The organism is Paenibacillus dakarensis, assembly GCF_001373415.1.
Classification (GTDB): Bacteria; Bacillota; Bacilli; order Paenibacillales; family Paenibacillaceae; genus Paenibacillus_AQ; species Paenibacillus_AQ dakarensis.
In genome coordinates, this window is sequence record NZ_CDSE01000091.1 from 23,789 (window position 1) to 35,390 (window position 11,602).

Annotated in this window: 12 protein-coding genes; 8 read left to right on the forward strand and 4 right to left on the reverse strand. The window is 44.8% G+C overall.

Annotated features, from left to right (window positions below; all coding sequences use genetic code 11):
• Nucleotides 1-178 precede the first annotated feature (178 nt).
• The gene (gene rpsD / locus BN1234_RS19760) at nt 179-778 is read right to left on the reverse strand and encodes a 30S ribosomal protein S4 (protein WP_054958354.1); all 600 of its coding nucleotides are present in this window, start codon (nt 776-778) and stop codon (nt 179-181) included.
• 395 nt (nt 779-1,173) lie between these two features.
• On the opposite strand from rpsD, the gene BN1234_RS19765 reads away from it, so the two are divergent.
• The 5 genes from BN1234_RS19765 to BN1234_RS19785 all read left to right on the forward strand — a co-directional run bounded on the left by BN1234_RS19765 (nt 1,174) and on the right by BN1234_RS19785 (nt 6,168).
• A complete protein-coding gene (locus BN1234_RS19765) occupies nt 1,174-3,159 on the forward strand; it encodes a sensor domain-containing diguanylate cyclase (RefSeq protein ID WP_054958355.1) in 1,986 nt (661 codons plus the stop codon).
• Between the two features lie 109 nt (nt 3,160-3,268).
• The gene (locus tag BN1234_RS19770; RefSeq protein WP_054958356.1) at nt 3,269-4,102 is read left to right on the forward strand and encodes a hypothetical protein; all 834 of its coding nucleotides are present in this window, start codon (nt 3,269-3,271) and stop codon (nt 4,100-4,102) included.
• Between the two features lie 148 nt (nt 4,103-4,250).
• Nucleotides 4,251-5,366, forward strand: a complete 1,116-nt coding sequence (locus BN1234_RS19775) for an aminopeptidase (protein WP_054958357.1) — start codon at nt 4,251-4,253, stop codon at nt 5,364-5,366.
• 91 nt (nt 5,367-5,457) lie between these two features.
• Nucleotides 5,458-5,703, forward strand: coding sequence for an HPr family phosphocarrier protein (locus BN1234_RS19780; protein ID WP_054958358.1), 246 nt, complete (start codon nt 5,458-5,460; stop codon nt 5,701-5,703).
• Between the two features lie 177 nt (nt 5,704-5,880).
• Nucleotides 5,881-6,168 carry an Fpa/YlaN family protein gene (locus BN1234_RS19785; protein WP_054958359.1) on the forward strand — a complete coding sequence of 96 codons (288 nt, stop codon included), beginning with the start codon at nt 5,881-5,883 and terminating at the stop codon, nt 6,166-6,168.
• A 144-nt stretch (nt 6,169-6,312) separates the two neighbouring features.
• Here BN1234_RS19785 and cax read toward each other — a convergent pair whose 3' ends face one another.
• On the reverse strand, nt 6,313-7,383 hold the full coding sequence (gene cax / locus BN1234_RS19790) for a calcium/proton exchanger (protein WP_054958360.1): 1,071 nt from the start codon (nt 7,381-7,383) through the stop codon (nt 6,313-6,315).
• 155 nt (nt 7,384-7,538) lie between these two features.
• Here cax and BN1234_RS19795 point away from each other — a divergent pair, with 155 nt between their 5' ends.
• Entirely contained in the window at nt 7,539-7,916 is a 378-nt protein-coding gene (locus BN1234_RS19795) for an Asp23/Gls24 family envelope stress response protein (RefSeq protein WP_054958361.1), read from the forward strand.
• Between the two features lie 43 nt (nt 7,917-7,959).
• Here the strand turns inward: BN1234_RS19795 and ftsW are convergent, their stop codons facing one another.
• Nucleotides 7,960-9,183: a putative lipid II flippase FtsW gene (gene ftsW, locus BN1234_RS19800; protein ID WP_054958362.1), complete on the reverse strand. Its 1,224-nt coding sequence runs from the start codon at nt 9,181-9,183 to the stop codon at nt 7,960-7,962.
• Between the two features lie 10 nt (nt 9,184-9,193).
• Entirely contained in the window at nt 9,194-9,541 is a 348-nt protein-coding gene (locus BN1234_RS19805; RefSeq protein ID WP_054958363.1) for a YugN family protein, read from the reverse strand.
• Nucleotides 9,542-9,815: 274 nt separating this feature from the next.
• On the opposite strand from BN1234_RS19805, the gene BN1234_RS19810 reads away from it, so the two are divergent.
• Together BN1234_RS19810 and BN1234_RS19815 are read left to right on the forward strand one after the other, a co-directional pair.
• On the forward strand, nt 9,816-10,316 hold the full coding sequence (locus BN1234_RS19810; RefSeq protein WP_054958364.1) for an NUDIX hydrolase: 501 nt from the start codon (nt 9,816-9,818) through the stop codon (nt 10,314-10,316).
• 30 nt (nt 10,317-10,346) lie between these two features.
• The gene (locus BN1234_RS19815; protein ID WP_054958365.1) at nt 10,347-11,522 is read left to right on the forward strand and encodes a M20 family metallopeptidase; all 1,176 of its coding nucleotides are present in this window, start codon (nt 10,347-10,349) and stop codon (nt 11,520-11,522) included.
• Nucleotides 11,523-11,602 lie beyond the last annotated feature (80 nt).

An 11,602-nucleotide genomic window follows, 5' to 3' on the forward strand; every position in this document is an offset into this window, starting at 1 on the left:
TTCCCATTTTAAGGAAACGGGTGATTAGAGTGCCATAGCATGGTTAAAATTGAAAATATGCAATAGTCAAGTATTCTTAGAAAGAGAAGAGATTATTCGAAGAAGACGTGTCTTATACATCAAAAATATAAAAAAGAAACCGGAGGCATAAGCCCCCGGTTTCTTTGGGATTTCAATCTTAACGGTTGTAGAATTCGACGATTTGTTTTTCATCGATATCTTGAGACAATTCAGAACGTTCTGGCAGACGAATGTACTTGCCTTCCAGTGCAGTTTCATCAAACTCAAGGTAAGCAGGAAGATGTACGCGGTTAGCCAAAGCATCCTTGATTGCAGAAAGACCGCGGCTTCTTTCACGAAGACCGATTACATCGCCGATACTTACAGCGTAAGAAGCGATGTCGACTTTTTTACCATTCACAGTTACGTGACCATGAGCAACCAATTGACGGGCGCCTGCACGAGTGTTGCTGAAGCCAAGACGGTAAACGAGGTTGTCCAAACGGCTTTCAAGCAGAACCATGAAGTTCTCACCAGCAATACCTTTCATGTGCTGTGCTTTATCAAACAGGGTGCGGAATTGCTTCTCACCCAAACCATACATATGACGAAGCTTTTGCTTTTCTTGAAGCTGCATTCCGTAGTTGCTCATTTTTCTCCGTTGGTTAGGACCATGTTGGCCTGGAGGGAATGGGCGTTTCAATTCTTTGCCAGTACCGCTGAGGGAAATTCCCAAGCGACGGCTCAATTTAAATTTAGGACCGGTGTAACGTGCCATGTAATATAGACTCCTTTGTAATTAAGTTTCAATTAGGGCTCTATTTGCGCCGTATTTGTTTAATTCTGTCCGTTTCGGCAGATCTGACGGGAGAGTTCAGCCGCTGTCCTGTCAGCAACAAATAACGTGAGGGTGACACAACGATTCCGCCCAAATTCAAATGAATGCAATGCATTCTCATCAACAATTAATATTATATGAATAGCGGATATAAAGTCAAGGCGAAGATATATTATATATTTGTCTATTTTTGTCGATAGGACCATGGGCCTAAAAAATATAGTAAAAAAGCCGAAATTTTAATGCAAACTTGGGAGGAAAAGAGTAAGATAAGTTTATTATTAATTGCTCGCTCTGTTTGATTCATTTCATTTCTGTACAAAGGAGCGCCCTTTATGTCAGGAGAACAACAGAATGTTTTTGGAAGTTCGCCCTCTTCCTCGGCTCTGTTAGCTGGTTCAGAACAGATTTCTGGGACGGACTCCTTTACGTGGCACGAGTCGATGGATATCACGCCTATGGATTTTCCTTATCTTCAGCAGCTGCTAACAGAAAGTTACGACGAATGGAAAAAAGACAGTTCAGGCCTTCCCATGGTTTCCGAATCAGATTGGTGCATTATGGGGCCAGAAGGGGAATGGATAACAGGGAATCCGAAGCTGTATGATTACTTCTCTACTGGAGAAGACATTATATTGAAGCGAGCTTTAGTAAATAAGGCGACTGCTGCAGGTCCGGGGGAGGACCGGCATGGTGCTGCAATCATATGTGCTTCACCCGTATTTTCAAGGTTTCATCATGATTTGTTCGCTGTTTTAATTAGTGTGTCACGCTCCGGTGCCGATACTCACCAAATTGAGTTCATGACCGAATCAGCGGCAATTATACTTAAAACATGCTTTTATCGACGATTCGAGTACATATTCATAAAAGATATGGCGCAGATTCAGCGTAAGGCTGAACACGAAGCAAACAGACGATCTAACCTGTTTCAGTATGTGAAACGGATGCATACCAAGATCGATGTGGACGGAGTGCTTACAGAGGTTCTGGAAAGTGTGCTGGGTCTATACCCTTACGTGGATGTTCGCCTCTTTATGTCGCAAGATCACCATAGCAGTCATCCGCTGGTGTGTCCGCTTCTGCTTCATCACTGGCAGGAGGAAGTCTATATGCGCACTTTTATGGAAGGGGTTTTAACGGTCTCTGAGCATTTGGAAGGACCGGATCTAATGGTTGAAATCGGCGTTCCTATGGGAGGCAAGCAGGGAGTATATGGTGTTCTTTATCTTCGGATAAAGCATGAACTGATGGCTGAAATGGATCTTGAGCTGCTTGGTATGATGGCAGATGCTGCTGGAACTGCTTTCGAAAATGCGAAGCTGTATGAGCAGTCAAATCTCATGATTCACGAATTGCGGGTGATCAATGAGTTAACCCAGCAATTGAATAAAAGCTTGCAGCTTTCAGAAATCTATCAATTTGCGAACGATGAACTATTAAAGATACTGGCGGCAGAATACTGCTGTATTATGTGTTATAGCGAGGCTCTGGGCGGACTTGAGGTTGTTTCATGTAATGTCCCTGAGTTGGCCAAGGAAGTATTCGAGAAGAATTACGGCCTTGCTGGACATATATATCATTCCAAGCAACCTATGTTTTTAGCCGATTATACGGTTGAGCGGCCTGCAGAATCCAAGCTGATGGACTCGACAGGCTCAAACTCCATGATTGGCACCCCTTTGACTGTGAATGGGGAAATACGGGGAGTTATATTATTAACTCACCGCAGAAGACATTATTTTTCTTATGACAACTATCGGCTGTTGCAAGCGTTAACCAGTCATATTGGCCTTGCTGTTGGCAATGCTTTTTTACATGCAGAAGTACGGTGGATGGCTAACCGGGATATGCTTACCGAACTGTATGCCCGCCATTACCTTGATGAGGTTATTCATGACTGCCAGAATAGAGATTTTTGCGGTTCGCTTATTGTTGTGGATATCGACCAGTTCAAGCAGGTGAACGATACTTTTGGACATCAACGGGGTGACAAAATATTAAAGCAAGTCAGCAGCATTGTGAAAACCTCTATTCGTCAAAGCGATATCGCTGCCAGATGGGGTGGTGAAGAGCTTGCGGTATACTTGCCAGGGCTTGGTATTGAACAGGCTGTGCAAGTGGCTGAACGAATACGGCTTAGAGTTGCTGATGAGACAGATCCAAGAGTTACCGTTTCTTGCGGTATTTCAGAATGGAACTGGGAGCATGACAGAATCAGTGTGGAGTCTCTTTTTTACAGGGCGGATATGGCTTTGTACGACGCCAAGCATAGCGGGAGAAATCGAATTGTGGTGGAGAAGAGAGAGGCTTCGGAATAATGTACACGATCAACCCAGCGGCATCATCAGGCCGATGGGTTTTTTTCTGCATAAATGGAATGGAGGCGGATAGCCTAAGAAGGACGAATAAAGGAAAGGCTGATCAAGAATGAAAATTGGTAAAAATTGCGGCATAAACTTACTGTTATGGCTCGTTATCATTCTTAGCCTGCAAGCTTGCGGAATGGATAAATTAACTGCTGAAGAATCATTCAACCGTGCAGTTGCAGGACTTGCAGGAATTGGTAATCTAACCTTTAAAGGAAATGCCGTATTTAGGAGTGGGGATCGTGGTATATATAAGCAGTCTATTGCTTTTCAGGGCCAGCTGGAAGGTTATAAGAAGCTCACTGTAACGACATCTGCATCCTCCATCCCATTCTCTAAAGCAGCTGGTTATACGAGCAGCAGTTCAAGTCAGGAAGTTACGAAGAGAATAATGAAGTACGATGGCAAGAGATGGAGATCCATTGATTCCCTGGATGAGAAAGAGGACTACTTATCAAGCCTGAATCCCTTAGAGCAGCTTCAGTTCATTGGGATATCAGACAAAATAATAACGGAAGAGGCCGGGGCAGCTCGCGGTACAAAAGTGCTCCGCATTGAGCTTGATCCTGAAGCTTCCCTAAGATTAACAAAGGAAATGCTGAACGGACAGATGAAAGCTCTCCGGAATCGAATAGACCAAAGGGGGGATGTTCTTTATACGAATGACCCGATCATACGATCAAAACTTCAAGCCATATGCGAAAAAGAAACTCAGGAGTTAAACCGGCTGCTGGATCATGCGAATGTAAGCACGGTCCTCCATCTTACGATTGATAAGAAAACTTTTTTGCCCCTCAACTTGTCCTCTGAAAGAAGGATTTCGGTTAGCGGTTCTACAGGGCTGCCAAAAGATGAAACACTGATATATAAAGCCAGGTTTTTAGATTATAGATGAGCTTTATGCAAGAATACGGAGTGCATGCGAAGTGAAATTCAGGAAGCACGGCTGACGTTAAACCTGTGCCGTGGTACAATATAGTAATGAAATTTACCGTTGTTCAATTAAAGATTGAGCGGCGAACCAGCTTAAGGAGGTTAACAATATGCGAGATCCAAGAATTCAGAAACTGGCAGAAAACCTGGTTGGTTACTCTGTTGATATGCAGCCTGGAGAAAATGTGCTGATTGAGATGATTGGTTCCGAGCGTGACTTGCTCAATGCCATTATTGAAGAGGTTGGAAAAAAAGGAGGACGTCCTTTCGTTCAACTTACGGATAAAACGGTACAGCGTGCCATGTTGAAGAACGCAACGAAAGAACAGCTCAGCCTTTGGGCAGAACTTGATTTAGCCCGTATGAAAGAAATGGATTGCTACATTGGCATCCGCGCGGGGGAAAATGTTAATGATCTCGCTGATGTGCCGGAAGAGAATATGAAGATGTACAACGCTCTTTATTCACATCCTGTACATAGTGAAGAGCGTGTAAAGCGTACCAAATGGGTCGTTCTTCGTTATCCGAATGCAAGCATGGCACAATTGGCAAATACGAGCACAGAAGCGTTTGAAGATTTCTATTTCGATGTGTGCAACCTGGATTATGCGAAGATGGACCGCGCTCAAGATCCACTGGCAGAATTGATGAGAAAGACGGATAAAGTCCGCATCGTCGGCCCGGGCACAGATCTCAGCTTCTCGATTAAAGGCATTGGAGCTGAAAAATGTTCAGGAGAGAAAAATATTCCGGATGGTGAAGTATACTCGGCCCCTGTCCGTGATTCCGTAAACGGAACGATTTCTTATAACACACCAACCTTATACAATGGAATTACTTTTGAAAATATTAAATTCCGTTTTGAGAACGGGAAAATTGTTGAGGCAACGGGAAGTGATACAAAACGCCTGAATGAAATCCTTGATTCTGATGAAGGAGCCCGTTATATCGGTGAGTTTGCTATTGGCTTTAACCCATATATTTTGAATCCGATGAAAGATATCCTGTTTGATGAGAAGATTGCAGGAAGCCTTCACTTCACACCGGGTCAGGCTTATGATGTAACGGATAACGGAAATCGCTCTTCCATTCACTGGGATCTTGTGTTGATTCAGCGTCCAGAGTATGGCGGCGGGGAAATTTATTTCGATGATGTATTAATTCGTAAAGACGGCCTGTTTGTTATTTCGGAGCTTGAAGGGTTAAATCCGGAAAATCTGAAATAATACGAATTATAGTTGCATGGGAAAACGTATTCAAGGTATCATGAAGGAGCAATAGCACTTTCTTTATATCTTTTGTTACGGAGGGATTCGTATGTCCAATAGTAATGCGGCAATTGTAGACATTGCTCAGACCGCAAGTCAGTTCTCTTCCTCTATCGTTCTGCAGGCTGAGAATAAGTACATCGATGTTAAGAGCATTTTGGGCTTGTTCACGACGCTGGTAAACCACCAGAGCTATGAACTGCATGTACATGGTCCTGACGCTGATGAAGCGAAAAAGGCAATGATCGACGTATTTACAAAACACGGTTTGAATGTAAATGTGGTTGCTGAATAATTGAAGTGAAAACATCCTTCCTGTACAGGAAGGATGTTTTTAGATATAAGTGACAGAAAGTGCTAAGCTTGGAATTGTATTATGGTTTACTTTTTGAAGTGGTCCTTGTATTGATATGCGATATCGTCTAATATTAAGGGAGTACCGTGTTGTGATATTGACATAGGGGGGAAGATCATGACTTCATCTGATTTGCAAGAACAGCTTAATCTAAAGGCGATCAGTCTTCTTCATGAAGATGCAGATAAAATTCAAAAACTCATTGAAGTGCAGATGGAGAATCTGGCAACCCGTTATTGCCCTCTCTATGAGGAAGTGCTGGATACCCAGATGTACGGATTTTCAAGAGAAGTTGACTTTGCTGTACGAGCAGGGCTTCTTTCAGAAGCAACGGGGAAACAGCTTCTCAGCAAGTTGGAACGCAACCTTGCTCTTTTATATGAAGCCATGAACCAAACTGATTAGCCTGTCTTACACAGGCGATACATAGAAACGCATGCTCAGGAATTTGCTGACATGCGTTTTTTTTTGATGTCCGGGAGACAGAAAAAAACCGTCACCGGAAAATCGGCAACGGGCTGATTATAATATAAGACCATAATCAATGAATTATACGAGGAAGAAGGATACGCCTAGAATTATATATACGGCTAACAGCATCAGACCTTCATACCAGTTGGTTGCCCCGTCCTGTGTAATGGATTTGGCGATAAATATAGCTACACCAATAGCAACCAGCTCAATTGTCGTAAATACGATATCCATGGTATCGCCCATAAAAAAGCTGATGAACACAAGTACAGGTGCTACAAATAAAGCGATTTGCAGACTGCTTCCCACAGCGATTTCTACTGCGGCTCCAATCTTATTCTTCATAGCCAGCATAATAGCCGCACTGTGCTCTGCTGCATTACCTACGATCGCTACAAGGAATGCACCGACAAACAGTTCGCTTAGCCCGTATTGATGACTCACAGGCTCCAGAACGCCGACAAGCCATTCGCTGACAAAGGCGACCATAACTGTCGCCAGTACGAGATAGAGAACAGAGCGGCCTTTAGACCAAGCAGGTTGGTGCTCATGAGGCAGCTCTTGTTCACTATCATCGCTGACGTCATTGAGATAATCCTTGTGGGAGACCATCGAGAAGAAGAGCCAAGCCAGGTATGCGACGATGAGAATACCGGCAACAATCAGGCTTAGAAGCTTGGTATCGGATTCTGTGATGGAGTGGGTATTTAAAAATATCGCAGGGACAAAGAGAGCGATGATCCCCAAAATCATAAGAGAACCATTTAGCCCTGCCAGGGTAACGTTGTATTTCTGAACCTTGAATTTCAGTCCTCCCGCAAAAAGGCTGAGTCCAAGAACGAGAAGCAGGTTCCCGATAATCGATCCGGTGATACTGGCTTTAACCATATCATATAGTCCTTGCTTGACGAGCAGAATGGCAATGATGAGTTCTGCCGCATTTCCGAATGTAGCGTTCAGGAATCCGCCAAGTCGTTGACCGGCGTAATGAGCCACGCTTTCTGTTGCTTTTCCCAGAAAGCCCGCGACAAAAATAACTGAAATGGCTGAGAGAATAAATTGCAGTGTAAAGTTCCAATCTAAGAAATGACCTGCTGCACTGAGCAGGAAAGTAATGACTAGAAATGATGGACTCTGCCACTTTTTCAATATGAACACCTTCCTTAATGAATGGAAAAATTTAATGACCTATTACAATATAACCAAAAGTGCGCTTCGAATAAACTAGAGTTTTCACAAGGTATTTGCTTTTTAGGCCAGTTAGGATTTACAATAACGGATAATGAGGGTTAAGGAGGATATGGCTGATGGAACAACTTCAACTGGATAACGGTTTGATTCGAATATCGGATGATGTCGTCTCAAAAATTGCCGGAATGGCTGCTCTGGAGACTCCAGGGATTGCGGCGATGTCTGGCGGATTATCTGAAGGTTGGGCGAAACGCCTGAGCGGCAAAAATGTACAAAAAGGTGTGACAGTAGAGGTAGGTCAACTTGAAGCTGCGATTGACCTGCGTATTATTGTATTGTACGAGACACCAATACATGAAGTGTGCCGTATGCTTCAGCAAAACGTTCGTGAAGCTGTAGAAAGCATGACGGGGCTTCGCGTGGTAGAAGTTAACGTGAAGGTAGAAGGCGTTGCTTTTAAAGATGATGAAATTGAAGATCGCGCGAAGTAATTTCTCGTAATGACAAAAACCAAAAAGCAGTAACAAGAAAAGACTACCGGCTTGGCCGGTAGTCTTTTTTAATTACGGATTTTACATGTTCTTCTTTTTCAGGTCGATTGCTCTCCCTGGAAATACTCAGCATGATCCCCATTGCAAGCATGCTCACGAGCAAGGAAGATCCCCCATAACTGATGAATGGCAGAGTAACACCAGTCATCGGAATGGTATTCGTTACACCGCCGATATTGATGAATGCCTGAATGGCGATCAGGCCCATAATACCTATTCCCGTCAGGGTGCCGAAAGGGTCTGGGCAGCGAAGTGCGACAATAATCCCTCTCCAGATGAAGTACAGATAAACGAGCAAAAAGATAGACGTTCCTATAAAGCCGAATTCTTCACCGATAACAGAAAAGATAAAGTCGTTATAAGGATACGGCAGGTAATGGAGCTTCTGCACACCTTGGCCATATCCTGCTCCCGTTACGCCTCCTTGACCGATTGCGATCATGGATTGAACCAGCTGATAGCCCGCACCCGACGTATCCTTAAGCGGGTCGAGGAAGGTCTCAATTCTGCCCATCCGGTAGTCTTTATCTGCTTGAATCTGGCCATCTCCACCAGAAGATCCGAATAAGGAGCCTACTCCGATCGTTAGGGCGAGGCCAAGGGCAACAAGAGATATACACGCTGTAATATGTTTGAGGCTCGCGCCGCCAGCATAAATGATAAGTCCGCATGTTGCTACAAGGATGAAGGTCGAGCCAAGATCGGGCTGCAGCATGATCAGGCCTGCTACAATGCCGACGATGATCAGCAGGGGAAAGAATCCGCCTTTCCATTGGCGTATGCGCTCCCCTTTTTTCGAGATCAGAGCTGCGAGATAAACAATGGTAGTGATTTTGGCCAGCTCTGACGGCTGGATACCGAGGGTGCCTAATTTAAACCAGCTCGCTGCACCATTTGTAGCCTTACCAATCACTACAACAAGAATGAGCAGCAGCAAAGTTAAGAAAAAGAAAGGTATGACGAGCTTTTTAAACTTCTTGTAATTCAGGTTCATGACTACCAGCATTGTAAATATACCTAACGCGGTAAAAACAAGCTGCCGCTTCGTATGCCAAAGCGGATCATAGCCAAAGCCTTTGCTAATAACGGTCAAGCTGGAGCTGGAACTGAACACCATGATCAGTCCGAATCCCACCAACAGCAAAGTAAGGATCAGCAGCTGGAAATCCGGCGTCCCTCTCTTGGGCTGTGGTTTTGTTGTTTTCATAACAATACCGTTACGCTTCCAGCAGCGATTTCAGTTCCTGCAGCTTCTTCGTAGCGATATTCATCACAGGCTGCGGAGCCGGAGTTTCATATTCTAGTCCGTGCGGGAACGTACCTCTTCCAAGGTAAACGGCTTCAATCTGAAGCACGGTATCAGGCTTCTCGAGCTTACCCTCCACGGCGCGAGTGTTGATTCGAAGAAAGTATTCGTCATTATTCTTCTTGTCTTCGATCTTCAAATCATATGTAGCACGGTAGTATTCCCACTGCCAGCGGATAAAGCCTACCTTTTCTGCAGATTCATCAAGATAAGCTAAATCACTTTTTAAGCCATCCAAGCCCGTATTTTCAAAAATCATGGCGTTAGTTACCCCCTTATTTAGTCCCTACCAAGTTCTTTAAATATGATAGTATGTTTCAAGCACTTGTGCAAGCATGGAAGGACGCCAATTCGAAGGACCTGCAAGAAGTTGTTATACGAAGAGGGCGAAGAAGTAAATGACAATTTTGAGTGTATGAGCCAACTTTTTTCTGATACAATATTAGTTATTGAAGGCATCCGTAATGTTTGGGGTTCTCTGGCTGAAGGGTTATATATTTCTATGATGATTTCATAGGAAAAGAGGGGCTAAGATGAACCGTTCTATCTATTATTCGGAGTATTACGCCATTGAAGAAACGAAGGAACAGGAAATAATCGTAATTGATATGCTGCCTGAATCGACTGCGGTCGTTGTATATCACCAGGGTTGTATGTTGCTCGTAAGTCAGTATCGCGAAGCCGTAGGAGAACGGACCTGGGAGCTGCCTGGTGGGACAATTCAACCGGGAGAAGATAAGCAGATCGCGGTACAGCGGGAGCTCGAGGAAGAAGCTGGTGTGTTGTGCGGTGAGTTTAAACATTTGGGAAGCGCTTTCCCTATGGCATCACTGGCGAACAGGCAGGTGCACTTTTATTTTACGGATGATGTGCGTAAGGTTACAGAACGGAAGCAAGAGGATGATGAAGACGTTACTCCGATGTGGATACCTCTGCGGGATGTCTACAGAAAAGTTAGAGATGGCGGTACAGACAGCATGCTGGGGCATGCGATGATGCTATGTATGCTCCATGGATTATTGAAGCCAGATTGAGCCGGTTGGGCGAGGGGAAGGATGATCTTTATGATCGAGGAAACATACTTGGAAGGGCTGGTTCCACAGATGGTGGAATGGCGTCGATATCTACATATGCACCCCGAGGTTTCTTTTAAAGAACAGAAGACTGCTGCATTTGTGGCGTCCCGTTTGCGGGAAATGAATTATGAGGTTACGACTGACATTGGCGGTCATGGAGTATTGGCTGTGCTGCAAGGAGGACAACCGGGCAAGACGGTTGTATTACGGGCAGATATGGACGCGCTGCCGATCCGGGATGAGAAGAGCTGTGACTACAAGTCTACGGTAGATGGAGCCATGCATGCTTGTGGTCATGATGGTCATACTTCGATTTTGCTGGCCGCTGCGGCTTATTTCAAGGAACATCAGGAGCAGGTGCGCGGAGAAATACGGTTTCTATTTCAGCCGGCGGAAGAGGTATGCCCCGGGGGAGCACGGGGGATGATTGAGGCGGGAGTGCTTGATGGAGCGGACGTTATTTATGGCCTTCATTTATGGACTCCGCTTGCATTTGGATTCGCTTCAAGCACGGCTGGTCCTGTCATGGCAGCTACAGACGAATTTTTCATTGATATGATTGGAAAAGGCGGACATGGGGGGATGCCGCATATAACGGTTGATGCGGTTGTTGCTGCTTCTGCACTCGTGATGCAGCTGCAAAGTGTGGTTAGCCGCTCTGTGGATCCTCTGCAGCCAGCTGTTGTCACGGTGGGGACCATTCAGGGCGGATCTGCTCAAAATGTAGTCTCTGACCGCTGCCGAATCACCGGAACTGTCCGTACCTTTGATGAGGATACACGTGCGCTTATTCGCGATCGAATCGAGACGATAACCAGAGCGACCGCTGAAGCCTATGGAACACAGTGCTCGATTCAATATAATACAGGCTATCCCGCAGTTGTAAATGACGCGACAGAAGCAGAGCGTTTCTTCAGGACTGCACCGCGTATTTTTGGAGAGGATCATGTGCTTCTGTCACCCAAGATTATGCCTGCTGAAGATTTTGCTTACTATTTGCGTGAAATCCCGGGATGCTTTATGTTTGTAGGAGCAGGAAACGCACAGAAGGATGCGGTTTACCCGCATCACCATCCCAAGTTTGATTTTGATGAGGATGCTATGCTTTACGGATTGAAGCTGATGATTGAAATGACCTATTCTTATCAGAACGACGTTTTATAGTGAGTCACATGTGATTTAGGGGTTAACATCAGCCATGCATTGAACCGGTAAATATTGGGAACGATACATTTAGGAAGTTC

Coding starts and splice junctions, on each gene's coding strand:
- BN1234_RS19770 (WP_054958356.1), top strand. CDS start 3,269: ATGAAAATTGGTAAAAATTGCGGCATAAACTTACTGTTATGGCTCGTT.
- ftsW (WP_054958362.1), bottom strand. CDS start 9,183: ATGAAAACAACAAAACCACAGCCCAAGAGAGGGACGCCGGATTTCCAG.
- BN1234_RS19780 (WP_054958358.1), top strand. CDS start 5,458: ATGTCCAATAGTAATGCGGCAATTGTAGACATTGCTCAGACCGCAAGT.
- BN1234_RS19815 (WP_054958365.1), top strand. CDS start 10,347: ATGATCGAGGAAACATACTTGGAAGGGCTGGTTCCACAGATGGTGGAA.
- BN1234_RS19810 (WP_054958364.1), top strand. CDS start 9,816: ATGAACCGTTCTATCTATTATTCGGAGTATTACGCCATTGAAGAAACG.
- BN1234_RS19785 (WP_054958359.1), top strand. CDS start 5,881: ATGACTTCATCTGATTTGCAAGAACAGCTTAATCTAAAGGCGATCAGT.
- rpsD (WP_054958354.1), bottom strand. CDS start 778: ATGGCACGTTACACCGGTCCTAAATTTAAATTGAGCCGTCGCTTGGGA.
- BN1234_RS19775 (WP_054958357.1), top strand. CDS start 4,251: ATGCGAGATCCAAGAATTCAGAAACTGGCAGAAAACCTGGTTGGTTAC.
- BN1234_RS19805 (WP_054958363.1), bottom strand. CDS start 9,541: ATGATTTTTGAAAATACGGGCTTGGATGGCTTAAAAAGTGATTTAGCT.
- BN1234_RS19765 (WP_054958355.1), top strand. CDS start 1,174: ATGTCAGGAGAACAACAGAATGTTTTTGGAAGTTCGCCCTCTTCCTCG.